The 22,360-nt window shown below is 70.2% G+C and carries 22 protein-coding genes; 17 read left to right on the plus strand and 5 right to left on the minus strand.

Annotation, left to right across the window (positions count from 1 at the left end; translation table 11 throughout):
• Nucleotides 1-7: 7 nt before the first annotated feature.
• Together ACX1DX_RS00485 and purE are read left to right on the plus strand one after the other, a co-directional pair.
• On the plus strand, nucleotides 8-1,168 hold the full coding sequence (locus ACX1DX_RS00485) for a 5-(carboxyamino)imidazole ribonucleotide synthase (RefSeq protein WP_459397286.1): 1,161 nt from the start codon (nucleotides 8-10) through the stop codon (nucleotides 1,166-1,168).
• Nucleotides 1,161-1,661, plus strand: coding sequence for a 5-(carboxyamino)imidazole ribonucleotide mutase (gene purE / locus ACX1DX_RS00490; RefSeq protein WP_459397287.1), 501 nt, complete (start codon nucleotides 1,161-1,163; stop codon nucleotides 1,659-1,661). Before ACX1DX_RS00485 ends, purE begins: the two co-directional genes overlap by 8 nt.
• Here purE and ACX1DX_RS00495 read toward each other — a convergent pair.
• Both ACX1DX_RS00495 and ACX1DX_RS00500 read right to left on the minus strand, forming a co-directional pair.
• Nucleotides 1,658-3,349, minus strand: a complete 1,692-nt coding sequence (locus tag ACX1DX_RS00495) for a DUF3352 domain-containing protein (RefSeq protein WP_459397288.1) — start codon at nucleotides 3,347-3,349, stop codon at nucleotides 1,658-1,660. The two genes, purE and ACX1DX_RS00495, sit on opposite strands and share 4 nt — an antisense overlap.
• Before the next feature lie 66 nt (nucleotides 3,350-3,415).
• Nucleotides 3,416-4,579 carry an LCP family protein gene (locus ACX1DX_RS00500; RefSeq protein WP_459397289.1) on the minus strand — a complete coding sequence of 388 codons (1,164 nt, stop codon included), beginning with the start codon at nucleotides 4,577-4,579 and terminating at the stop codon, nucleotides 3,416-3,418.
• Between the two features lie 152 nt (nucleotides 4,580-4,731).
• Here ACX1DX_RS00500 and ACX1DX_RS00505 point away from each other — a divergent pair, with 152 nt between their 5' ends.
• Genes ACX1DX_RS00505 through ACX1DX_RS00520 form a run of 4 tightly spaced genes read left to right on the plus strand, consistent with a single transcriptional unit; the run spans nucleotide 4,732 to nucleotide 9,806 of the window.
• Nucleotides 4,732-6,267, plus strand: coding sequence for an LCP family protein (locus tag ACX1DX_RS00505; protein WP_459397290.1), 1,536 nt, complete (start codon nucleotides 4,732-4,734; stop codon nucleotides 6,265-6,267).
• 43 nt (nucleotides 6,268-6,310) lie between these two features.
• On the plus strand, nucleotides 6,311-7,303 hold the full coding sequence (locus ACX1DX_RS00510; protein WP_459397291.1) for a glycosyltransferase family 2 protein: 993 nt from the start codon (nucleotides 6,311-6,313) through the stop codon (nucleotides 7,301-7,303).
• Nucleotides 7,300-8,712 (plus strand): coiled-coil domain-containing protein, encoded by a 1,413-nt coding sequence (locus ACX1DX_RS00515; RefSeq protein WP_459397292.1) that lies wholly within the window; start codon nucleotides 7,300-7,302, stop codon nucleotides 8,710-8,712. The genes ACX1DX_RS00510 and ACX1DX_RS00515 overlap by 4 nt, the downstream gene beginning before the upstream one ends.
• Complete coding sequence (locus ACX1DX_RS00520) at nucleotides 8,709-9,806, plus strand: coiled-coil domain-containing protein (RefSeq protein WP_459397293.1); 1,098 nt, start codon at nucleotides 8,709-8,711, stop codon at nucleotides 9,804-9,806. Before ACX1DX_RS00515 ends, ACX1DX_RS00520 begins: the two co-directional genes overlap by 4 nt.
• Here ACX1DX_RS00520 and ACX1DX_RS00525 read toward each other — a convergent pair.
• Entirely contained in the window at nucleotides 9,800-10,450 is a 651-nt protein-coding gene (locus tag ACX1DX_RS00525; protein WP_076060307.1) for a TIGR03089 family protein, read from the minus strand. The two genes, ACX1DX_RS00520 and ACX1DX_RS00525, sit on opposite strands and share 7 nt — an antisense overlap.
• 30 nt (nucleotides 10,451-10,480) lie before the next feature.
• Between ACX1DX_RS00525 and ACX1DX_RS00530 the strand changes: the two genes are divergently transcribed.
• The 5 genes from ACX1DX_RS00530 to ACX1DX_RS00550 all read left to right on the plus strand — a co-directional run bounded on the left by ACX1DX_RS00530 (nucleotide 10,481) and on the right by ACX1DX_RS00550 (nucleotide 16,637).
• A complete protein-coding gene (locus ACX1DX_RS00530; protein WP_459397294.1) occupies nucleotides 10,481-11,560 on the plus strand; it encodes a mannose-1-phosphate guanylyltransferase in 1,080 nt (359 codons plus the stop codon).
• 44 nt (nucleotides 11,561-11,604) lie between these two features.
• The gene (locus ACX1DX_RS00535) at nucleotides 11,605-12,066 is read left to right on the plus strand and encodes a hypothetical protein (RefSeq protein WP_459397295.1); all 462 of its coding nucleotides are present in this window, start codon (nucleotides 11,605-11,607) and stop codon (nucleotides 12,064-12,066) included.
• An 80-nt stretch (nucleotides 12,067-12,146) separates the two neighbouring features.
• Entirely contained in the window at nucleotides 12,147-12,401 is a 255-nt protein-coding gene (locus ACX1DX_RS00540) for a WhiB family transcriptional regulator (protein ID WP_182764482.1), read from the plus strand.
• 7 nt (nucleotides 12,402-12,408) lie between these two features.
• Nucleotides 12,409-15,396, plus strand: a complete 2,988-nt coding sequence (locus ACX1DX_RS00545; protein ID WP_459397296.1) for a glycosyltransferase family 2 protein — start codon at nucleotides 12,409-12,411, stop codon at nucleotides 15,394-15,396.
• A complete protein-coding gene (locus ACX1DX_RS00550; protein WP_459397297.1) occupies nucleotides 15,393-16,637 on the plus strand; it encodes a DUF5719 family protein in 1,245 nt (414 codons plus the stop codon). The genes ACX1DX_RS00545 and ACX1DX_RS00550 overlap by 4 nt, the downstream gene beginning before the upstream one ends.
• 18 nt (nucleotides 16,638-16,655) lie before the next feature.
• Here the strand turns inward: ACX1DX_RS00550 and ACX1DX_RS00555 are convergent, their stop codons facing one another.
• Complete coding sequence (locus tag ACX1DX_RS00555; protein WP_459397298.1) at nucleotides 16,656-17,093, minus strand: metallopeptidase family protein; 438 nt, start codon at nucleotides 17,091-17,093, stop codon at nucleotides 16,656-16,658.
• A 37-nt stretch (nucleotides 17,094-17,130) separates the two neighbouring features.
• Between ACX1DX_RS00555 and ACX1DX_RS00560 the strand changes: the two genes are divergently transcribed.
• The 6 genes from ACX1DX_RS00560 to ahcY are packed head-to-tail and all read left to right on the plus strand — an operon-like array spanning nucleotide 17,131 to nucleotide 22,000.
• Nucleotides 17,131-17,511, plus strand: coding sequence for a DUF3499 domain-containing protein (locus ACX1DX_RS00560; protein ID WP_459397299.1), 381 nt, complete (start codon nucleotides 17,131-17,133; stop codon nucleotides 17,509-17,511).
• 22 nt (nucleotides 17,512-17,533) lie between these two features.
• On the plus strand, nucleotides 17,534-18,892 hold the full coding sequence (locus ACX1DX_RS00565; protein ID WP_459397300.1) for a phosphohexomutase domain-containing protein: 1,359 nt from the start codon (nucleotides 17,534-17,536) through the stop codon (nucleotides 18,890-18,892).
• 26 nt (nucleotides 18,893-18,918) lie between these two features.
• Nucleotides 18,919-19,107 carry a Trm112 family protein gene (locus ACX1DX_RS00570; protein ID WP_459397301.1) on the plus strand — a complete coding sequence of 63 codons (189 nt, stop codon included), beginning with the start codon at nucleotides 18,919-18,921 and terminating at the stop codon, nucleotides 19,105-19,107.
• Nucleotides 19,104-20,126 (plus strand): SIS domain-containing protein, encoded by a 1,023-nt coding sequence (locus ACX1DX_RS00575; protein ID WP_459397302.1) that lies wholly within the window; start codon nucleotides 19,104-19,106, stop codon nucleotides 20,124-20,126. The genes ACX1DX_RS00570 and ACX1DX_RS00575 overlap by 4 nt, the downstream gene beginning before the upstream one ends.
• Before the next feature lie 16 nt (nucleotides 20,127-20,142).
• Nucleotides 20,143-20,565, plus strand: coding sequence for a type II 3-dehydroquinate dehydratase (locus ACX1DX_RS00580; protein WP_182764476.1), 423 nt, complete (start codon nucleotides 20,143-20,145; stop codon nucleotides 20,563-20,565).
• Nucleotides 20,531-22,000 carry an adenosylhomocysteinase gene (gene ahcY, locus ACX1DX_RS00585; RefSeq protein ID WP_459397303.1) on the plus strand — a complete coding sequence of 490 codons (1,470 nt, stop codon included), beginning with the start codon at nucleotides 20,531-20,533 and terminating at the stop codon, nucleotides 21,998-22,000. Before ACX1DX_RS00580 ends, ahcY begins: the two co-directional genes overlap by 35 nt.
• Before the next feature lie 72 nt (nucleotides 22,001-22,072).
• Here the strand turns inward: ahcY and ACX1DX_RS00590 are convergent, their stop codons facing one another.
• Nucleotides 22,073-22,315 (minus strand): DUF3039 domain-containing protein, encoded by a 243-nt coding sequence (locus tag ACX1DX_RS00590; RefSeq protein WP_459397304.1) that lies wholly within the window; start codon nucleotides 22,313-22,315, stop codon nucleotides 22,073-22,075.
• Between the last annotated feature and the right edge of the window lie 45 nt (nucleotides 22,316-22,360).

The following is a 22,360-nucleotide window of genomic DNA, read 5'->3' on the forward strand; positions in this document are numbered from 1 at the left end:
TTCGCGGGTGACTCGACGCTACTCACTGGCCATCGCCGGAGGCGGGCAGCTGGCCCGCATGATGCAGCAGGCGGCCATTCCGCTGGGAATCGACGTGCGGCTGCTCGCCGAGGGGCCGGCCGTTTCCGCGGCCCAGGTGGTACCCGCCCACACCGTCGGCGACTACCGCAGCCTCGACACCCTCCTGGAGTTCGTCGACGGCGCGGACGTGCTGACCTTCGACCACGAGCACGTGCCCACCAGACACCTCGACGTCCTGGCCGAGCACGTCGCCGTGCGGCCCGGCTCCGCCGCGCTGCGGTTCGCGCAGGACAAGGCGGAGATGCGCGAGAAGATGGCGGAGCTGGGGATCGCCTGTCCCGCGTTCGCCGTCGCAGACTCGCCGCAGGACCTCATCGCGTTCGGCGACAGCCAGGGCTGGCCGGTGATCGCCAAGGCCTCCCGCGGCGGCTACGACGGCAAGGGCGTCTGGAAGCTGGACGGACCCGAAGATGCCGGCGAACCGTTCGCGAACCTGCCCGAGACGTCCGCGGGGGAGCGGGTCAGGATCGTGGCGGAGGAGTTCATCGATTTCGCCAGGGAGCTGTCCGCCATCGTCGTGCGCTCCCCATCCGGACAGGTGGTGGCCTATCCCATCAGCGAGACACTGCAGGAACAGGGCATCTGCGTCGAGACCGTCACCCCCGCGCCCGGCATGAGCGACGAGGTCGCGGCGGGGCTCCAGCAGATGGCCGTGCGCATCGCCACCGATCTCGGCGTCGTGGGCGTCCTCGCCGTCGAACTCATGGAGGCCCGCGACGGCCGCATCGTCGTCAACGAGCTGGCGATGCGGCCGCACAACACCGGGCACTGGACCATCGACGGGGCGCTCACGAGCCAGTTCGAGAACCACATCCGCGCCGCCCTCGACCTGCCGCTCGGCTCACCCGCCATGCGCTCAGACGTCGTCGTGATGACCAACGTGCTCGGCGGCGCCGAGGATGACCTCACCGGAGCGCTGCAGCACGTGTTCGCCCGTGACCGCGAGGTGCGCGTACACCTTTACGGCAAGGAGGTCATGCCCGGCCGTAAGGTGGGGCACGTCACCTGCTTCGGCGCCTCGCTCGACGACGTGCGTCGTCGCGCCCGGCACGCCGCTCACTACCTGATGGGAGACCCCGATGCCTGAGCCGCTCGTCTCGATCGTGATGGGATCTGATTCGGACTGGCCCACGATGTCGGCCGCGGCCGACGCGCTGGCCGAGTTCGGCGTCGCCTACGAGGCGGATGTCGTGTCCGCCCACCGGATGCCGGAGGACATGGTGCGCTTCGGGCGCGAGGCGCACGAGCGCGGCATCAAGGTGATCATCGCCGGCGCGGGCGGGGCGGCGCATCTGCCGGGCATGCTCGCGTCGCTGACGCCGCTGCCGGTCATCGGCGTACCGGTTGCCCTGAAGTACCTCGACGGCATGGATTCGCTGCTCTCGATCGTGCAGATGCCGGCGGGGGTCCCCGTCGCCACCGTCGCCATCGGCAACGCCCGCAACGCCGGCCTGCTGGCGGTGCGGATGCTCGCCGTCGGTGACGATGCCCTGCTCGAGCGGATGCTCGACTTCCAGGACCAGCTCCGGGACGCGGCGCACGCGAAGGGCGCCGTCGTCCGCGAAGCCAGCGGTTCCTAGTTGAACACCACCTCGAGCCGGACGGTGCTGTCGCCGTCGTCTGCGGCTTCAACCGCCATGCCGAGGGCACTGACAGGCTCGAGCCACTGGGTGATGCCGGCAGAGTATTCGCTGGCCGCCATCTCCTGGTAGAGCGGCATGCTCTTCACGGCGTTGAGGTCCACGAAGCTCAGGCTGCTGGCGTCCTGACGGATCACGTCCTTGAAGCCGGCGGAATCCCCCAGGGTGGTGGCAGGGCTGCGGATGTCGTCGATGCCCTGGCCGTACGCGAGGTAGACGGTGTCGCCGTCCTGCTCGGCGGTGAGCCCCTCGAAGCTCCCCTCGGGCATCAGGACCTGCTTGACGCTGTCCAGCAGCTCGAGCTGGCGGGCAGGATCATCGCTGATGAACTTGGCTCCCACCACGGGCTGGCCCTGGGCGTCCGTGCCGACGGTCACGCCGATCTGGCGGCCCAGGAGGGCCTGCAGGTCTGCGGCTGACATGATGCCGAGCGACTCGAGGTCCGGGGTCAGGCCGGCTGCCTCGAAGGACCGCCAGGACTGCTCATAGGCCTCGGTGGAGCCGGCGCCCGCCACGGCGGCGAGCACGTCTCCGGGAAGTCCACTCGCGAAGGCGCGCATGTCGTCGAGTTCCGGTTGCGGGTAGTTGGGCGCCGAGAACTGCCCGTCGAGGATGACACGATCATCGTCCACCTTGAGGCCTGCCGCACCGTGGGAGCCGCGGAGGGCCTCGACGTCACTCATGGGGTAGAGGCCGGGCCCGCTCTGGCTGATGAGCATGTCCATGGCCTCGGAGCCTGCCCAGAAGGTGGCCAGGCTGCCCGTGCCGAGCTTGGCCATGTCCGCCTTGTAGTCCTCGTCATCCGCCAGCGACGACTCGCTGATCGCCGCGGCGTCCAGGCCGAGGTCCGCGCTGGTGATCACCAGCACGTCGTCGACGAAGAAGTACTCGTTCTCGGCGGCGGCCTGAGCCGCAGCGAACGCCTCGGCCTTCTCCTTGTCGGTGGTCTCGACGGCCACCACGACCTGGTCGCCGAAGCCCGAGGCGCTGTCCGGTGCCGAGCCCAGGAACCCGAGGGCGACGGAGTCGCCCAGCCACGGCTCGACCTCCTCATAGGCCGGCTTGTCCCCGGAATCGTCCGGGATGAGATCCCACAGCGCCCGCTTGTAATCTGTGGTCTCCGACATCTCCTCGCCCACCGGGAACTTGTTGATGATGCGCGCGAGCTTCAACTGGTCTGCCGGAGCCGGTGCCAGGTTCAGCTCGACGGCCATCACCACGGTGGAGGGGAGGCCCTTGGCCGCGGCGGGCGTGGCGCCCCGGAAGAACGTCAGCCCGAAGGCCACGGCACCGATCACCAACGCGAGTGCGAGGGCTCCGGCGACGATCGCGGGGGCCTTCGACTTCTTCTTCACCGGGGCAGCCGCGTACGGCTGGTACTGGCCCGGGCCCTGTTGCGGGGGAGTGCCCCACTGGCCCTGCGGTGGTGAGGGCGTGCCCCACTGCCCCTGCTGCGGCGGAGGAGTGCCCCACGGCGCCGGCTGCTGCAGGCGGGGCTGCTGGAAGGACGGAGGCCGGGGCGGACCCTGCGGACCCTGCTGTGGCGGCTGTTGCGGGGCGGGACCCCACTGCGGCTGCGGAGGCTGTGGGCCGTTCTGCTGCCAGCCGGGCGGTGGGTTCTGGGTCACGGTGTTCTCCTGCGCGCAGTCGAGGGGGTGTGCTTCGAGGATAGGTCCACCGCAGACCAGTGACCGCTACTGCCGGTACTTCTCCAAGTCGGCCGTATTGCCGACAGCCATCGCCCCGAAGATCTCGTCAGCAGCTGTTTCGTCCCAGATGACGGAGGAGCCGACGCTGGTGTTCGCCACGCTGCCGGGGACGGTCAGGCTGAGCCCGGAACCGGTCATCACACTGAAGAAGCCCGTTCCCACCTGCGCCATGGATCCCAGGCCGGTGTCCTCGCCGCGCGCGAGCGACTTCGAGGCCGCCATGTTGACCTTCCAGTACCGCACCGGATTGAGCACGGTGAGGGGGTTGGCGACCTTCTTCATGATGGCGCCGATGGTCTCGCGCTGACGCTCGACCCGGCCGAAGTCGCCGTTCGGGTCCGCCTTGCGCATCCGCACGTAGCCCAGCGCGGTGACGCCGTCGACCGTCTGGCACCCCTTCGACAGCGTGATGTGGGCGTCCTCGTCGTCGATGTCGAACTTCGGGCACACCTCGATCCCCCCGACCGCGTCCACCACGTCCACGACGCCCAACATGCCCACCTCGAGGTAACCGTCGATGCGCACGCCGGTGTTCAGCTCGATGGTCTCGATGAGAAGGGGAGCGCCGCCGAAGGCGTAGGCGGCGTTGAGCTTGTTCTTCTGGCGGCCGGGGATCTGGACGATGGAGTCGCGCGGGAGGCTCAGCAGCACCGGCTCACCCTCGGCGGGGGTGTGCAGCAGCATCATGGTGTCCGTTCGGCGACCGTCGGTGGTGCCGGTGCGCAGCCTCGACCGGTCCTCGGCGCTCAGGTCATCGCGGGCGTCGGAGCCCACCAGGAGGATGGTGCTGCCCGGCTGCTCCGCGGGGCGTTCGCCGGCCGCCGCCGTGTCCACCGTGGTGCCGGCCGTCCAGGCATAGAGCGGGGTGCCGATCAGGAAGGCCAGCCACAGGATGAGAGCGAAGCCCAGGAGACGGAGTGGCCGGAAATCACGGCGCTGCCTGGCCCTGCCGGCCGGGGGAGCTGTGGGCGGAGCTGTGGGCGGTTGCGACGGCGGGCCGGCCTTGGTGGCCGGCTGCGGCCGGGCGGTGCCCTGCGGATAGCCCGCGCCGCGCTCGCGACGGGCATCGTTGCGGCGCATGCTCTCCACCTCGTCAGGACGGAGCACGGAGGTCTCCTCGTCCTTCTCGTCCCGGTAGAGCCAGTTCATGTCGTCGTCTCCTCGTGGCACTCGCCATCCCCTTTCAGCGTGCCCAAGGGTACCCATTAGTGCGCCAACGACGGCATCGCGGCGTGGCGCTACCGGGTTGAGGGGAACCTGCGGGTGAGGATGGAAATCAGCCTTCCCCGAGGAGATCACCAGTGCCGTCCACCAAGACCGCAGCCGCCAAGAGCGTGCAGGCCCGCCGCGCCTTCGGCTTCGTCCTGATGTCCGCATTGTTCCCTGGCTCGGTGCAGTGGTTCGCCGGCAACCGCGCGGTGGGTCGCATCGCCGGCCGCGTCTACAGCGCCGCCCTGGCCCTGCTGCTGCTGATGGTGCTGGGCCTGCTCCTCTTCCGTGGCCCCACCGTCGGGCTGCTGCTCAACCCCGCAGCGACGGCCGTCGTGCGCGTGGCCCTCTGGATCCTCTTCGCCGGCTGGGTGTTGCTCCTGGTGGACGCGTGGCGGCTCGCCGCGCCGCTACGCCTCGGGCAGCGCACCCGGCTGACCCTCACCGTCACCACCCTGGCGCTCTCGCTGGGCGTGGGCGGCATCACCACCGTCGCCGCCAGCGGCTTCCAGGCCGCTGGGAACGTCGGCGTCGTGCTGCAGGGCGGCGGCGACACCGACGAGAAGGCCGGCCGCTACAACGTGCTGTTGCTGGGGGTCGACGCGGCGGAGGGCCGCGACGGCCTGCGGCCGGATTCGATCAATGTGGCCTCCGTGGACGCGGAGACCGGGCGCACCGTCCTGTTCGGGCTGCCGCGCAACCTGCAGAAAGTGCGCTTCCCGGAATCCTCCCCGCTGCGGGCCCTCTACTCCGAGGGCTACGTCTGCCCCGACAACGCCTGTCTGCTCAACGGGGTCTACACCCTGGGTGAGCAGCACGCCGATCTCTACCCCGGTGAGGCGGACCCGGGCCTCCAGGCGATGAAGGAGGCCATCAGCGAGACACTCGGCCTCGACCTGAACTACTTCGCGATGATCGACATGGCCGGTTTCCAGAACCTCATCAACGCCATGGGCGGCATCCGGCTCAACATCGCCAAGCCCATCCCGATGGGCGGCGGTGGCAGCAACATCCACGGCTACATCGAGCCCGGCGACGACGTCCGGCTCGACGGCTACCAGGCGCTCTGGTTCGCCCGCTCCCGGGCGGAGAGCAGCGACTACGAGCGCATGGTGCGCCAGAAGTGCGTGATGTCGGCGATGGCGAACCAGCTGGACCCCATGACGGTGGCCACGAAGTTCGTCGAACTGTCCAAGGCGGGCGGCGACGTGCTGCGCACCGACGTCGGCACGGGCGAGATCACCCGCCTGGCCGAGTTGGCCCTGCAGGCCAAGGAACTCAGCATCGTCTCGGTCAACTTCACGCCCCCGCTGATCGTCACGGGGGACCCGGATTTCGACCTGATCCGCAGCACCGTCCGCGACAAGATCCAAGCGTCCGAAGCGCTCGACGAGGCGACGGGGTCGCCTGCCCCGGCAGCGTCCCCGGACGCCGCCACCACGCAGGCCGTCCCTGTTGCGGTGTCTCCGGAGGCGTCCTCCGAGGCGCCGGCCGCCGACACCGCCGAACCGGCCACCGAGAGTGCGGATCCCGCCCCGGTGGAGGTCGCCGCCGCGGAAGCGGAGAGCGAGGAGGACGAACCGGTCAGTGCCGCTGGCGACCTTGAGCTGGTCTGCTCGGTTCCGTGAGCCACGCCCACTAAAGTGGCCCCCGGAGAAGGGAGTCCGCAGCGTGCAGCAGAGCGTCAGCGTCGTGATGCCGATCCGCAATGAGGAATCACACCTCGAGGCGGCCGTCGAGCGGGTCCTCAGCCAGGGCTATCCCGGTGAACTGGAGATCCTGCTGGCAGTGGCTCCCAGCACAGACCGCACCAGGGAGATCGCCGACGACCTGGCGGCCGCTGACCCGCGCATCCGGGTGCTGGACAACCCGGAGGGTTACACCCCCGTCGGGCTCAACATCGCCATCCACGCGGCACGGCACCCCGTCATCGTGCGCGTCGACGGGCACGGTGAACTGAGCCCCGGCTACATCGCCACCGCGGTGCGCCTGCTCGAGGAGACGGGCGCCGCCAACGTGGGCGGCCTCATGGACGCCCAGGGCACCTCCGCCCTCTCCGAGGCCATCGCCGCCGCGTACAACTCCCGCCTGGGCCTCGGTGGCGGTGGGTTCCACCTCGCCGACACTCCGCCCGGGCCGGCCGACACCGTGTTCCTCGGCGTGTTCCGCCGCGACGTGCTGGAGGAGATCGGCGGTTTCGACGAGACGCTCCACCGCGCTCAGGACTGGGAGCTGAACTACCGGCTCCGCACCGCGGGCCACCTCGTCTACTTCTCCCCGGACCTGCGCGTCGTCTACCGCCCCCGCAACAGCTACAAGGCGCTCGCCAAGCAGTTCTTCACCACCGGCCAGTGGCGCCGCGAAGTGATCCGCCGCCATCCGGAGACTGCCTCGCTGCGCTACCTGGCCCCGCCGTTCGCGGTGCTCGGCATGGGCGGCGGCCTGCTCGGGGGTCTGCTCGGCATCGTGCTGCGCAACCGGCTGCTCACTGCGCTCCTGGTGGCGCCGCTGGTCTACCTGTCGTTCCTCATGGTGGCCACCGCCACGATGGAGACCACGGCGAGGGCCCGCACCCGCCTGCCGCTCGTCCTCGCGATCATGCACGTGGCGTGGGGCGCGGGCTTCGTCCGTGGTCTGCCGGATCGCGTTGACAACCCGAGATGAGTGCCCCGCAGGAACGTGCCAAGATGGACCCCATGAGTTGGCAGACGCCGGAGCCCGCATCGCGCGGGACGGATTCCCGGGCAGCCACCGAAGTGCTCCTGCAGGCCCAACGGCTGGCAGACAGGCTGCGCGAAGAGGCCCAGTCAGAGGCAGACCGCATCCGCACCGAAACCGTCGAACTCGCCCAGCAGCGCGATGAGCTGGCGGGCGAGGTCGCCTTCGCCCGTCGTCGGCTGGAGGAGGCCAAGGCCGACGCACAGCGCACGCTGTCAGACGCCATCGCACAGGCCGGCGCCATCAGCGGACGTGCCCAGGAAGGTGCCGACGAGGTCGTCGCTGAAGCGCGTGCCGATGCGGAGCGCATCGTCGCCGAAGCCCAGAACCGGGCTGCGCGCCAGCTCGAGGACGCAACCGCGGAGGCCGCACGCATCAGGGCGGAGGTGTCGGCCTGGCGCGAGAAGGTCGAGGTCGAGGGGCACGCCGCCCGCGCCCTCGTCGACGACGAACTCGCGGCCCAGCGCGCAGCGCACGACGAGCGCATCGCCAGGGAACAGGCCGAAGCGGACCTGGAACTGGCCGCCCGCCGGGAGGAGATGCAGCGACTCGAGGACGAGGCCGCAGCGCGGCTCGCCGCCGAGCGTGAAGCCGTGGAGCGGGAGATGACGCACCTGCGCGAGGAGACGACGGACCAGGTGGCCCGGGTGACGTCCGAGGCGCAGCGGCAGGCCGACGCGCAACTCGCGGAGGCCTCCAGCCAGATGGAGTGGGCCCAGACCACTGTCGCGGCGCTGCTCGACGGCGCGCGCGTGGACGTGGCGCGCCGCAAGCAGCAGGCGCACCTCGACCAGGCCCGCCGCATGGCGGAGCTGAGAGCCAAGCTGTCGGCCACCACCCAGCGCTCCGTGGACGCGGCCCGGCAGCGGTTGCGCGCGGCAGACGTGGAGGCGCACGACACCCGCGGCAGGGCCGACGCCGAACTCGCCGCCGCAGTGCAGCACGCCCAGCGCACCCGGGCGGAGGCGGACCAGCAGGCTGCGGACACCGTGGATCGGGCGAAGCGCGAAGCTGAGGCGATCGTGCAACGGGCAGACCAGCGCATGACGGAGGCCGAAGCCAGCTCGGAGATGCTCCGCGAGCAGCTCACGGCAGAGCTCGAGCGCACCCAGAAGGCGTCCTACGAACGCACCCGCGCCACCCGCGAGGAGGCCGTCCGCCTCCTGTCCGACGCGCGGGTCGAGGCCGAGACCATCCGCACGCAGGCCCGCGAGATGCTGGCCAGTGCGCGGCAGGAGGTCGCGGGGCTGACGAAGCGCCGCGACGACATCACCCTGCAACTCAATTCGCTCTCCGGCGTGATCGAAGCGCTGTCAGTGCCAGGTACCACCACTCAAGACGAGGAACATTCATGAGCTCCACTTTCCGCACCGTGCTTCGTGGCTACGAGCCGGCCCAGGTCGACGCCGAGATCGCCACGCTGCAACAGGCGCTGGATTCCGCCCGCGCAGAACTGGGTGAGTTCACCATCCGCCTCAAGGAGGCTGCCGCCGAGCGCGAGCAGCTGGCCCAGGAACTGGCCGCAGCCAAGAGCCGCTCCGAGGAACAGTCCCGCGCCGCCTCCATGGTGTCGCGCCCGGCGTTCACGGACCTCGGGGAGCGCGTGGGTCGCATCCTCACCCTGGCCGAGGAAGAGGCTGAGGAGATGAAGCGCGCGGCGAAGGAAAAGGCCAACCAGCTCGTCGAGGACGCGCAGAAGAAGGCCCAGGCCGCGCTGACAGAGGCAGACCGGTACGCGGTCGACACCCGCAGCTCCGCAGACGCCGACGCCGAGGCGAAGCTCACCGGCGCACAGCGCCGGGCCGACGAAATCCTCGACAACGCGGACCGCGAGGCCGCGGCCCGCCGCGAAGAGGCCGAAGCCGTCTACGAGTCCCAGCAGGCACGCGCCGCGCAGGCCGCTGCCGACTTCGAGCGCACCCTGTCCGAACGCCGCAACGCCGCCACCGCAGACTTCAACCTGGCCATGGGTCAGCGTGAGGAGCAGCTCAGGGCCGCCGAGGAGAACCTGCGCGGCGCCGAGAACGACGCGCTGCGCGTGATCGCCGACGCCAACACGCAGGCCGAATCCATCCGCACCAAGGCGCAGGCCGAGGCCGACGAGCTGATCGGGGAGGCCCGTACGCAGGCAGACCGGATCCGCCGCGACTCGGACCGCGAACTGTCGGCGCTGACCCAGCGTCGCGATTCGATTACGGCGCAACTCTCCAATGTGCGCCAGATGCTTGCCACACTGGGTGGAGGCGCCGCGCTCGCGGTGGTCGACAACCAGGAGGCAGCCATGTCACAGAACCAGGCAGATCCGTCGAACGTGGATCATCAGCACGATGACGATGATCGCGTCCACGCCCAGGAGGCATCCGAAGGCGCAAAGAACGAAGGCGAAACCCATCCTGACAACCGCGTCCACGATCAGGACCCGGCAGAGGGCGCCGAAGACATTCAGTGAGTGACGCGCTCGTCAGCACCGATCCGGGCGGCTTCGTCGTCTGAGGTGTTGACGGCCACGACGGTTGAGCCGGTGCCCAGCACCGGCGCAACCAGCGCCCGCGCCACCGTCTCCCACCCCGGCGCCGGGTCACGCAGCAGCACGCGCCCGTCGCTCGCGCCCACTTCCGGAGCGACGGCGCCGTCCCATAGGTAGGCCTCACCGTCGAGGGCGACGTCATGGAGGTCCGGCTGCCCGAACACCTCGCGGTAGTCGACGGCATCCACGGGCGGGGTGCTGAACCCCAGGCCCAACGGATGCAGCGAGCAGGCCACCGTGATGTCCGCCCGGCGGTCATCGCCGGGGCCCACCACCAGGAAGTCCGCCCCCGCCGCATCGCTGTTGACGGGGCAGCCCCGCTGCCAGGCGGCGGCGATCCACACCATCGTCACCCAGTGGCCGGGATGCGACGAGGCCAGCGCGACATCGATGGGCTCGCCGTCCTCGTGCCCGAGGTCCGCAATGAGGTTGGCGGTCTTGTCCACCCAGTTGGCGAACGTGACCGCAGACAGTTCGATGCGCGAGCCTTCCGCGCCGTCGTAGTAGGTGATCAGCGGTTGCGCGCCCTGCCGGGCGACGCGCTTCTGGAGGGCGGAAACGAGCATGGGTGAAGCCTAGACGGCTAGGGTCTTGCCATGCGTTACGTCGTCATCATGGCCGGTGGATCCGGCACGCGCCTGTGGCCGCTCTCGCGCAAGGGCAGGCCCAAGCAGTTGCTGGAGATGGTGGGCGGGAAGTCCCTGCTCCGGCTGGCCTTTGAGCGACTGGACGGCCTCGTCGACGAGAGCCGCATCTTGGTCTGCACGGGCCGCAGCTACGCCGACGACGTGGCACGACAGCTTCCTGAACTGGCGCCCGGCAACATCCTGGGGGAGCCTGAGGGCCGCGACTCCCTCAACGCGGTGGCCTGGTCCGCGGCCGTCGTCGCGGACCGTGATCCCGACGGGGTGGTCGCCATGGTGACGGCTGACCAGATCATCGAACCCGTCGACGAGTTCCAACGGTCGCTGTCGCTGGCCTTCGACGTGGCGGAGGCCCGCCCCAACGCGCTGGTCACCCTCGGCGTCGTACCCACGTCGCCGCACACCGGCTACGGCTACCTGCACCGCGCCGACGAACTCGAGGGCTTCAGCGGAGTCCACCGCGTCGCGGAGTTCAAGGAGAAGCCCAGCCGGGACGTCGCCGTCGCCTACGTGAACTCGGGGGAGTACTGGTGGAACGCCGGCATGTTCGTCTGGCGGGCCAACACCTTGCTCAGCCAACTGGACCAGCTGCTGCCGAACACGGCCCGGACCGTGCGCGAGATCGTGGCGCATCCCGAGCGCCTGGATGAGCTGTTCCCGACCCTCCAGAAGATCTCCGTGGACTACGCGGTGATGGAGCCCGCCTCCGTGGGCAAGACCGACGCCGAGGTGGTCAGCGTCGGGCTGCACATCCAGTGGAACGACGTGGGTGGTTTCCTGTCGCTCGCGGAGTTGTTCACCCGCGACGAGCACGGCAACGCCGTCGACGGCCGGACGGTGACCCTGGATTCGTCGGGCTCGGTGCTGGTCAACGCCGCTGGGCCGGACCATGTGGTGGCCGCGCTGGGCCTGAAGAACTGTCTCGTGGTGGCCACGGAGACTGCCACGTTGGTGGCCGGCCTCGAAGATTCCGAGCGGATCCGTGAACTCGTCGAGCTGGTGCGAACCCGTGTTGGGGCAGAATACGCCTAACCCGTCCGCAGCCGTCTGGAGGAACCATGCGAGACACCCGGTTCGTGAGGCGTCTCCTCGCGGTCGTCCTGGTGGCTTCCGCGGTGGTTCACGTCAGCGCGCTGCTGCTCGTCGGGCTGGTCCTCCTCCCCGTCGGTGAGTCGGGGCGCAGCTTCCTCCTCTGGCCGCTGTCCGTGACGGCGCTCGCGGTGAGCCTCGGTGTCGTCGTCTGGGGGGCGACCACGGTGGTCCGGGTGTCTGCCATGGCGGCGTCGTCGTCGCCCCAGGAACGGCAGGCTCGAGTCCAACTCCCGCCCCCTGCAGCGGCCACTCCAGAGGCCCACTCGACGGTGATCAACCCCAAGCGGGAACCGGCCGGGTCGCCCCAGACGCCGTCGGAACAGCAGCCGCAGCACTCACCCGGGACATGGACGACGTCGACCACTCCCTGGCCCCGCGCCGACGAAGAGGATCCCAACGGCACCCTGATCCGTCCGCCTTACAGGGTGAGCAACCGCAATGCGTGAATAGTTTCGACGGATATCCGCCTTCCGCTTGACCGATCAAAATCACTCGTGTGTAATTCAAGGCAAGAAAGGAGGGGTACATGGACGAGACATGGGAGCTCTTCGCTGATGAGGGGACTTTTGCATGGCAGGCTGAAGCGCTGTGTGCCCAAACCGATCCGGAAGCCTTCTTCCCTGAGAAGGGTGGGTCGACCCGTGATGCGAAACGGGTCTGCCTGAGTTGCACAGTGCGCACCGAATGCCTTGAATACGCCCTCGCACACGACGAGCGTTTCGGCATCTGGGGCGGGCTTTCTGAGCGGGAGCGCCGCAAGCTCAAGCGCGCTGCCGGCTGAGCGCCTCGTGACCGAGGAACCGCAGCGCGGGGTGATCGACGACGACCTCTGGTCGTGGATCGAGCACGAAGACCCCGTCGCTGACGTCCCCGAGGTCGATCCTTCTTCTGTGGTCGCCGTCATGGTGACCCACAACGCAGCTGAATGGCTACCCCGGCAGTTGCTGTCCGTCGCGATGCTGAGCACCCGACCCGGCCGGATCGTCGTCGTCGACACCGGCTCAACTGACGAGACTCCAGAACTGGTTGCGCGGGCCCTGGACGAGGGCGTCATCGACGACTTCCTCCGCGCCGACGCCACCACCACGTTCGGTGGCGCGGTCCATGCGGCGCTCGCGGACACCGAGCCGGAATGGATCTGGCTCCTCCACGACGACTCAGCACCCCACCGGGACGCGCTGGCGCATCTGTTGGAGGGCGCCCGCCAGGCCGACGTCGTGGTGCCCAAACTCCTGCAGCCCAAGCGCCGCAACTATCCCGAGACCCTCTCCGAGGTGGGCCAGGCCATCACACCGGGCGGGCTCCGGGTCCCCATGGTGGAGGCCGGCGACGTCGATCAGGGGCAGACCGAGCCGCGCGACGTGCTGGGCGCCTCCACCGCGGGCCTGCTGATCCGCGGCGGCACTTGGCGCGAGGTGGGTGGTCTCGCCCCGGAGGTGGAGCGGCACCGCGACGGCGTCGACTTCGGCTGGCGCGCCAACGCGCTTGGTTTCCGCGTGCTGACGTGGCCCGCGGCCTCGCTGCACCACCGGCGGGTGGGGCACACGGGGGAGCGGCCCTCGAAACAACACCCCCACCTCGACGACAGGCTGGCGGCGCTACGCATCGCGGGCGCCCGCGGGGCCTCGGGCTTCGGGCTGGCCGCAGCCTCGGTGTTCCGGGCGTTGGGCTTCCTGCTGGGCAAGTCGCCGTCGTTCGCCGCTGCGGAGATGCGCGCGCTGGGCAGGTACCAGCGCAGCTCGTCCCTCACCCGGTCGCTGAAGGACCGTTTCCCCACCGAGGACATGACGCCCTCAGACTTGCTGCCCAACCGCTGGTGGCCGGTGCGCAACGCGGCGGACAAGGTGGGCCACGGACTCTCCGAGCGCTACCGCAACCTCACCGACGTCTCGGCGGACACCTCGATCGACGAACTCACCGGCGATGACTTCGCCGGCGGGCAGATCCGCCGCAGGGTCTTCTCGCCGGTGACCGCCCTGGTCGTCGTCCTTCTCATCGCCGCGTTCATCGCCGGGCGCACCCTGCTGGGTGCAGGCCCTGTCTCGGGCGGCGGCATGCTGCCGGCGCCGTCGTCCCTCGGCGCCGCCTGGCAGGCCTACCTCACGGGCGAGGCCCCCTGGTTGGGCCTGGCCGCTTTCGCGTCTCTGGGCGGGCTCGGCAGCCCCGGCTGGTTCGCCTTCCTCGCCGTGCTGTTGACACCGCTGCTGGCCGGGTTGGCCGCCCTCGCGTTGCTGCGGCGGGTGGGGCTCGCCGCGGGGCCCGCTGCCGCGGTGAGCGCGGTCTGGGCCGGCGCCACCATTCTATTGGGGCTGGTGACGGCCGGCGACGTCAGCGGCATGGTGCTCTCGGTGGCCGGGCCCTTGCTGGCCCGGGCGGTGCTCGCCGTCGTGCGCAGCGAGGCCAGCGGTGCCGAACGGCTCCGCGCGCCTGCCGGCGCCGGCTTCTGGCTCATCGTGGTGGCCTCGGTGTGGCCTGCCGCTCTCCTCTTCGTGACCATCGCGGGCGTCGCCTGGGGCGCGCGGCACCGGCACCGCGTCGTCGACGTGGTGGTGGGGGTGCTTCCCGCCTGGATCTTCCTCGCGCCCTGGCTGCCCACCCTCGCGCGCTACCCGGGGCGCCTGCTGACGGGGGTGGACCCGCTCGCCTGGCCGGACTTCCCGCCCGCCTCGTACGCGTTGGTCGTGGGTCGCATCCTCCCCTCGGGCCTACCCGTCTGGGCCAACGTGGCCTTCTTCGCTGTGCTGGGCGTCGTGGCGCTGTTCGCCGTCGCCGGGCTCAGGTACCGCCAGTGGCTCTGGACGCTGGTGGGCATCGCGGCGCCCCTGGTGCTGGGCACGCTCCTGTCTCGGCTCACGCTCGAGGTCGACGGCGGCACGGCCCGCGCGCTGCTGTCGCCGTGGGCGCTGCTCGTGGTGGCGGCGCTGCTGGCACCCGTCGTGTTCGCCGAACGGGACGCGGGCCGGAAACGGCGCGCGGCGCTGCTGGCGCTGGTCCTGGCCGCCCTGCTGGCCTTCGGCGCCTGGGGCTGGGTGGGCTTCGCCGGCCCTGTCCGTTCCGCCACCAGCGTGCTGCCGGGCTATGTCCGCGACGTGATCAACTCCCCGCGTGACACCAGGGCCCTGGCCGTCGAGCTGTCTCCGGACGGCACCGTCGACTGGAACGTCGTGGATGCGCGCCAGCCCCGCTGGGGTTCGGCGGAGCGCAATCCGGCGGGGTCCTTCGCCGGCCAGTTCACCACGCTGGTGCACGCCATCGCGAGCGGTTCCGTGCCGGACGACCTGGCTGAGCGTCTGCGGCTCATGGGCGTGTCCCACGTGTGGCTGCGCGGCTTCGACGACGACCAGCGGGCCGCCATGGACAATCTGGAGGGTCTGGTGGGCGCCGCCGCGGACGATCGATCCGTCGTCTGGACGGTCAGCGGGCTGGTCTCGCGTGTGACGTACGCAGCGGAGGACCCGGAACCCGTACCCGTGACCGACGAGCACCTTCCCGAGGGTGACGACGGGCGCTACCTGGTCGTCGCAGAGCCGGCAGAGTCAGACTGGGTGGCCACGCTCAACGGCCGCGACCTTGAGCGCACCAGCGGGTTCTCCTGGGCGGCCCTGGACACCGAGATGCTCACGTTCGACGCGGGTGCCGAGGCGGGCGAACTCGTCGTCGAGCCTGCGCCGCGCGACGGCAGGTTCGTGCTGCACCTCCTGGTGATGCTGGGCCTCGCGCTGCTCGCGGCGCCCACCCTGGGGGCCGCCACGGCGGCCCGGAGGGGGCAGGAATGATCAGACGGATACTCGTGACCCTCGTGGCGTTCCTGGTCATCGGTGGCCTCGCTGTGGGACTGTCGCTCCTGACCCCGGCCCGGGTGCCGGCCTCCGCGACGGTGGACCTGCCCCGCACCACGCGGATGACCTGCCTGCAGTCGGGCGACGCGCTGGCCTATTCGGCTGGGACGATGACCGCCAGGGCCACGGAGTCCGGCGACCAGGTCTTCTCCGGCACCGGCTCGGGCCTGTTCGCCGGGGTGGACGGGCCGTTCGTGATCGGCGCCGATGCCCTGGCGGTCGCGGGCATCTACGCGGCCGGGCCGGCCCGCACGTTCGCGCCCTGTGCGCCCGCGGCGACGTCCGGCACCATCGTGGTCACGGAGCCGGGCGACGCCGAACTGCTGATCACCAACAGCGACGCGAACGAGGCCATCGTGGACCTCACCCTGCTCGGCCCGGACGGTGAGGTGGCCGCCATCGGTGCCCGCGGCATCGCGGTGGCCCCGGGTGTGTCCCGCAGGATCGCGCTGTCCGTGCTGTCCCCGGAGGGGCCGGTGGGCGTGTCGTTCCGGGCCAGCGAGGGGCGCGTGGCCATGGCTGCGGTCAACGTCGAGGGACGCGCCGCCCGATACGTGGCGCCCACGCGCCCCGCCCTGGAGCACCTCATCGGGGGCGTGCCCCCCGGCGCGTCAGACGTGCAACTGGTGATCAGCAACCCGCGCGAGGAACGCGCCGACATCACCGTGACCGCGCTGGGCGCCACGTCGTCCTACGAACTCGCCGCCACCGCAGACCTGAGCGTCGAGCCCATGTCGAGCGTCGTGGTTCCCATCGCGGAGTCGCTCGGCGGCGAGGCGAGCGCCATCCGCGTCGAATCCACCCAGGAGGTGGCCGCAGGGGTGGTGGTGAGCGGCCCGACGGGGAGCCCCGCCACCCTGGTCGACGTGGAGGCCGCACCGGAGCTGGCGGCCACCACGATGGGTGGCGCCCTCCAGATCACGAACCCGGGGACCGACCCGGTCGAGGTGAAGGTGTCTGCCGGGGAAGGGTTCACGCTGACGGTGTCGCCCGGGTCCACCGTCGTGCACGTCCTCCCCCTGGCGGCCCAGCAGCTCATCACAGTGACGGCGGACGACCCTGTGATCGCCTCGGCCGCCACGTCCGAAGCGACGGGCACCATCATCGTGCCGCTGGGTGGTGTGGCCGATGAGCCACGCTCGACCGGCAGGGCGGAGCTGGACGCCCACCTGAGGTGACCCGCCGTCCGGAGGGCGTCAGTCCCAGTCGTCCCAGTTCTCGTCGCCCCCCAGGTCTTCGATGCTCCGGCCGGTGAGCGTGCTCAACTGCTCGACGATGGTGCGGTGCACCAGGCGGCGCAATTCCCCGCGCGACGAGGCGCGGTGCTCGAGCGGACGCTCGAAGATCACGATCTGGGCCTTCCGGCCCCTGCTCGGTTCCACCGCCGCGGACAGCGGCACGCGGTCTCCCGTCCAACCGCCACGCAGGTGGGGAACCTCCTCGACCCCGACGATGATCCCGTTCAGCGCATCCGGGCAGGCACCGGCGATGTCGACCATCGCGTTGGTGACGCATTCGTTGAAGTAGTCCACGCGCGTGGGCCGGCCGAGGGGCACCGGCTTGCCCGACAGCGGGTTGGGCGTGGCCAACGGGCCCCGCATTCCGCGGTCATGTCGGTCTCTTCTGCGTGGCATGTCGCCACTCTAGTAGCGGGTGAGATACCTTGCTCGGGTGCGTTCCTGTTCCCGTACCGCGTGTGCCGCCCCGGCGGTGGCGACGATGACGTACGTCTATGCAGACTCCACGGCGGTCCTGGGGCCCCTGTCGCTGACGCCGGAGCCGGGGATCTACGACCTGTGCCAGCGCCATGCGGAGCGCACCAGCCCGCCGAACGGCTGGGAGATGATCCGGCTGCCGCTCAACGGCACCGCCCCCGCCCCCACGCAGGAGACGTCCGACGACCTCATGGCGCTGGCGGATGCGGTGCGGGCCATCGGCCTACGGAATGACGACGTCGCGCCGCCGCTGACGAGCGTGGTCATCCCCGTCATCGCCGCTGCGCCCGATCCGGCCCGTGGCGGCCACCTGCGGCTCGTCCCGACGGGTGAGTGACCAGGTTCGCTACCCTGAGCAGGTGCTTGAGCGAGACATCTTCAAGGCCAACGACATCCGCGGCATCGTCGTCGGCGACAACCCGCAGTGGGACCTTGACGGGGCCCGGGCGCTGGGCGCCGCCTTCGTCGAGTTGCTCGAGCCGGAGGAATTCGTGCTCGGCCGCGACATGCGGGTGCTCGGCCGCGAACTGTCCTGGGCCTTCATCGACGGGGCGCGCCGCGCCGGCGCCTCCGTGGTGGACATCGGCCTCAGCTCGACGGACCAGCTGTGGTTCGCGTCGGGCCAGCTGAGGCTGCCCGGCGTGCAGTTCACCGCCAGCCACAACCCGTCCGAATACAACGGCATCAAGTTCTGTCTGGCGGACGCCAGGCCCGTGCCGCCGGATTTCATGAACCGGCTGCGTGACCTGGCCGCCACCGTCGAACTCGGCGACGAGGTGCGGGGCGAGGTCCGCGAACTCGACTGCCTGGAGGACTACGCGGACAAGCTCGGCGATCTGGTCCCGGCCACGGGGGAGCGCGAGCTCACCGTCGTTGTCGACGCAGGCAACGGCATGGCCGGTCACACCGCGCTGACCGCGCTGGCCGGGCGATCCCTCGACATCGTCGGCCTCTACCTCGACCTGGACGGCTCGTTCCCGAACCATCCTGCCAACCCCTTGGAGCCCGCGAACCTCGTCGACGCGCAGCGCGCCGTCGTCGACAACGACGCCGACCTCGGTCTGGTCTTCGACGGCGACGCCGACCGCTGCTTCATCATCGACGAGCAGGGCGAGGTGGTGGACCCCTCGGTCATCACCGCCATGATCGCGGTGGCGGAACTGGCGAAGCACCCCGGTTCCACCATCGTGACCAACACCATCACCTCCTGGGGCGTCGGCGAGGCCGTGGGGGCGGCCGGCGGCACCATCCGGCAGTCGCGCGTGGGCCACACCTACGTCAAGGCGCTGATGGCCGAGACCGGCGCCGTCTTCGGCGGGGAACACTCCGCGCACTACTACTTCCGCGACTTCTGGTCGGCCGACACCGGCATGCTCGCAGCGCTGCACGTGATCGAACTGCTCCGCTCCGCGGACAGGCCGCTCTCGCAGTTGGCCGCCGTCTACGACTCCTACCGCCGCTCCGGCGAACTCAACTCCACCGTCGACGACGCGGAGGCCTGCATGGACGCGGTCGCCGCCGCGTTCGAGGGCAGGGGAGAGGCGGACCGGCTCGACGGGCTGAGCGTCCGCAACCCTACGGAGGGCTGGTGGATCAACCTGCGCCCCAGCAACACCGAGCCGCTCCTGCGGCTGAACGTGGAGGCCCGCAACCAGGCCACGATGGAAGCCCTGCGCGACGAGGTGCTCGCCCTCGTCCCGGCCGGGCAGCCCGACTAAGCTGACTTCACCACTGAGGAGGAACCATGGCCGAAATTCTCGAGCTGTCGCCCGAATTCATGGCGATCGCCGCGTGCCCCGCGTGCCACGCCAAGTTCGCCGTCGACTACGACCAGCAGGAACTCGTGTGCACCAACAACGCCTGTGCGCTGGCGTACCCGGTGCGCGACGGGATCCCCGTGCTGCTCATCGACCAGGCCCGTAGCACCCAGTGAACGGCCCCCAGTTCGACGATTCGCGCCTCGAAGCTGCTGATCTCGAGCAGCACGAGGGCCTTCGCGCCCTGGCCATGGCCGGTGCCCGCATCCGGCGCGCCGCGCTGACCGAGCCGCACGGGCACCTCGAGCGGGCAGACCGCCCGCGGGGTGTGCTGGCGATGGGTGCCGAGTCCAGGCTGGTGCGCGCCGTGCTCGAGCCCGCCTGCCCGGTGCCGTTCATGGCCTGGCCGGGCCCCGGGCTGCCCGCCTGGGTGGGTCCTCTGGACCTCGCGGTCATCCTCGGGACCACGGACACCCCCGGGTGGGTGGTGCAGTGCGCCGCGGAGGCCAACCGTCGTGGCGCCACGCTGATCGTCGCCGCCCCGGAGGATTGCGAACTGACGGAGGTGACGCGCTCCAACTCCACCACGCTGATTCCGCTGGAGGAGAACGACCCCGTCGCGGCCGCCGTGTCTGTGCTGGCCCAGCTGGGCGCGCTCGGGCTCGGGCCGCTGGTGTACCCCGAACATGTGGCTGACGCGGCAGACCTCGTGGCCGAGGCGTGCGCGCCCACAAGTGACCTGTCGGAGAACCCCGGCAAGGAGCTCGCGCTCGCGCTCGCGGACAGGCTGCCGCTGATCTGGGGTGGCACGACGCTGGCCGCGCGTGCGTCGCGGCGCATAGCCGAAGCGGTCCGCCGCGCCTGTGGTCGCCCCGCCCTCGCCGCAGATGCGTCGGAGATCCGCACCCTGCTGACCTCCGCCCCCATCCGTGACCCGTTCGCAGACCCCTTCGACGGCGACTACGAGACCCAGCCGGTGCTGGTCCTGCTCGACGACGACAAACTGCCGGACCGGGTGTCCGGCGTGGCGATGGACCTGGCGGACGTGGCCGAATCGCGCGGCCTGCGGGTCGCCCGGGTCTCGTCCGGCGACGCGGACCTCGGCGCCACGGACGTCGAGCGCTACATCACGTTGCTGCAGAAGGGCCTCTACGGCGCTGCTTACCTGGAGATCGGCCTGACCGCCACCGAGTGACCGATATCCTCAGCGCATGCGCAAGGTTCTCGTCCTCAACGGCCCCAACCTCGGCCGGCTCGGTACCCGTCAGCCGGAGATCTACGGCGCCATGACCTACGCCGGCCTAGCCGAGCACCTCGTCGAGACCGGTGAAGGCATGGGCCTCGAGGTCGACGTCCGGCAGACGGAGCACGAGGGCCAGATGATCGAGTGGCTCCATGAGGCGGCCGACGGTGGCCTCCCCGTCGTCCTCAACGCAGGGGCCTGGACGCACTACTCGTATGCCATCGCGGATGCTGCGGCGCTGACCACGTACGTGGAGGTGCACATCTCCAACGTGCACGCGCGCGAGGGTTTCCGGGAACACAGCGTGCTGTCGGCCAAGGCGGCCGGCATCATCATCGGCTGCGGCGTGGGTGGATATGACCTCGCGCTGGCCCACGTGGCCGCCATGTAGAGTTGGGCCCGTGGATTTTCGTGTAGCTGACCTGTCCCTGGCCGACTTCGGCCGCAAGGAGATCACCCTCGCCGAGCATGAGATGCCCGGCCTCATGGCCATGCGCGAACGGTTCGGTGACTCCAAGCCGCTGAAGGGCGCCCGGATCGCCGGGTCGCTGCACATGACCATCCAGACAGCGGTGCTGATCGAGACCCTCGTGGCGCTGGGCGCCGACGTGCGCTGGGCCTCGTGCAACATCTTCTCCACTCAGGACCACGCGGCCGCGGCCATCGCCGTCGGCCCCGAGGGCACGCCGGACAACCCGCAGGGTGTCCCGGTGTTCGCGTGGAAGGGCGAGACGCTGGAGGAGTACTGGTGGTGCACCCGCCAGATCCTCGAATGGCCGGACGGCCGGCACCCCAACATGATCCTCGACGACGGAGGCGACGCCACGCTGCTCGTCCACCAGGGCGTCGGAGCCCAGCGCGTGGGCGAGGCCCCGGCTGACGCCGACGACGACTCCCACGAGTTCCGCGTCGTCAAGCAGACCCTGCGCGACGCGTTCGGCCAGGTGGACTGGGAGGCCCTCGCCGCGTCGATCCAGGGCGTGACCGAGGAGACCACCACCGGCGTGCACCGCCTCTACGAGATGTCGAAGAACGGCACGCTGCTGTTCCCGGCCATCAACGTCAACGACTCGGTCACCAAGTCCAAGTTCGACAACCGGTACGGCTGCCGTCATTCGCTCATCGACGGCATCAACCGCGCCACCGACGTGCTGATCGGCGGCAAGGTCGCCGTCGTGTGCGGCTACGGCGACGTCGGCAAGGGCTGTGCGGAGTCGCTGCGCGGCCAGGGCGCCCGGGTCGTCGTGACGGAGGTGGACCCCATCTGCGCGCTGCAGGCCGCGATGGACGGCTACCAGGTCACCACGCTCGACGACGTGGTGGACACCGCAGACATCTTCGTCACCGCCACCGGCTGCCTCAACGTCATCTCGCACGAGCAGATGGCCCGCATGAAGCACCAGGCCATCGTCGGCAACATCGGCCACTTCGACAACGAGATCGACATGGCCGGCCTCGAGGCCCGCACGGATGTGCAGCGGGTCGAGATCAAGCCGCAGGTCCACGAGTGGCGCTTCGACGACGGCCACTCCGTCCTCGTCCTGTCCGAGGGGCGACTGCTGAACCTGGGCAACGCCACCGGCCACCCGTCGTTCGTGATGAGCAACTCGTTCACCAACCAGGTGCTCGCACAGATCGAGCTGTTCACCAAGCCGGCCGACTACCCGGTGGGCGTCCACGTGCTCCCGAAGCAGCTGGACGAGGAGGTGGCGCGCCTCCACCTGGGCGCGCTGGGCGTGAAGCTGACGGAACTGTCCGCCACGCAGGCCGCCTACCTGGGTGTCGACGTCGCCGGCCCGTACAAGTCCGAGTACTACCGCTACTGAGCGAACCCGCTACCGAAACGAGTCGCCGGCGAGCACCTGCTCGCCGGCGATTCCTTTGCCCAACAGGTGGTGTTACTCGCCCGGCCTCAGCGTCTGCCAGATCTCCTTGCACTCAGGGCACACCGGGAACTTGTCGGGGTTCTTGGTGGGCACCCAGACCTTGCCGCACAACGCCACGACCGGCGTGCCGGTGACCATGGCTTTCATCAGCTTGTCCTTGGGCACGTAGTGCGAGAAGCGGTCTTGGTCGCCGTCCTCGAACAGCTCCGTGCGCTTGTCAACAACCGTCTGGGATCCGGGGGCCAGTTCACTCATGCGACAGATTCTACGTGGCCGCGCAGAGACACGTGCGGCACAATG

It is taken from the genome of Tessaracoccus zhenghani (assembly GCF_054552775.1).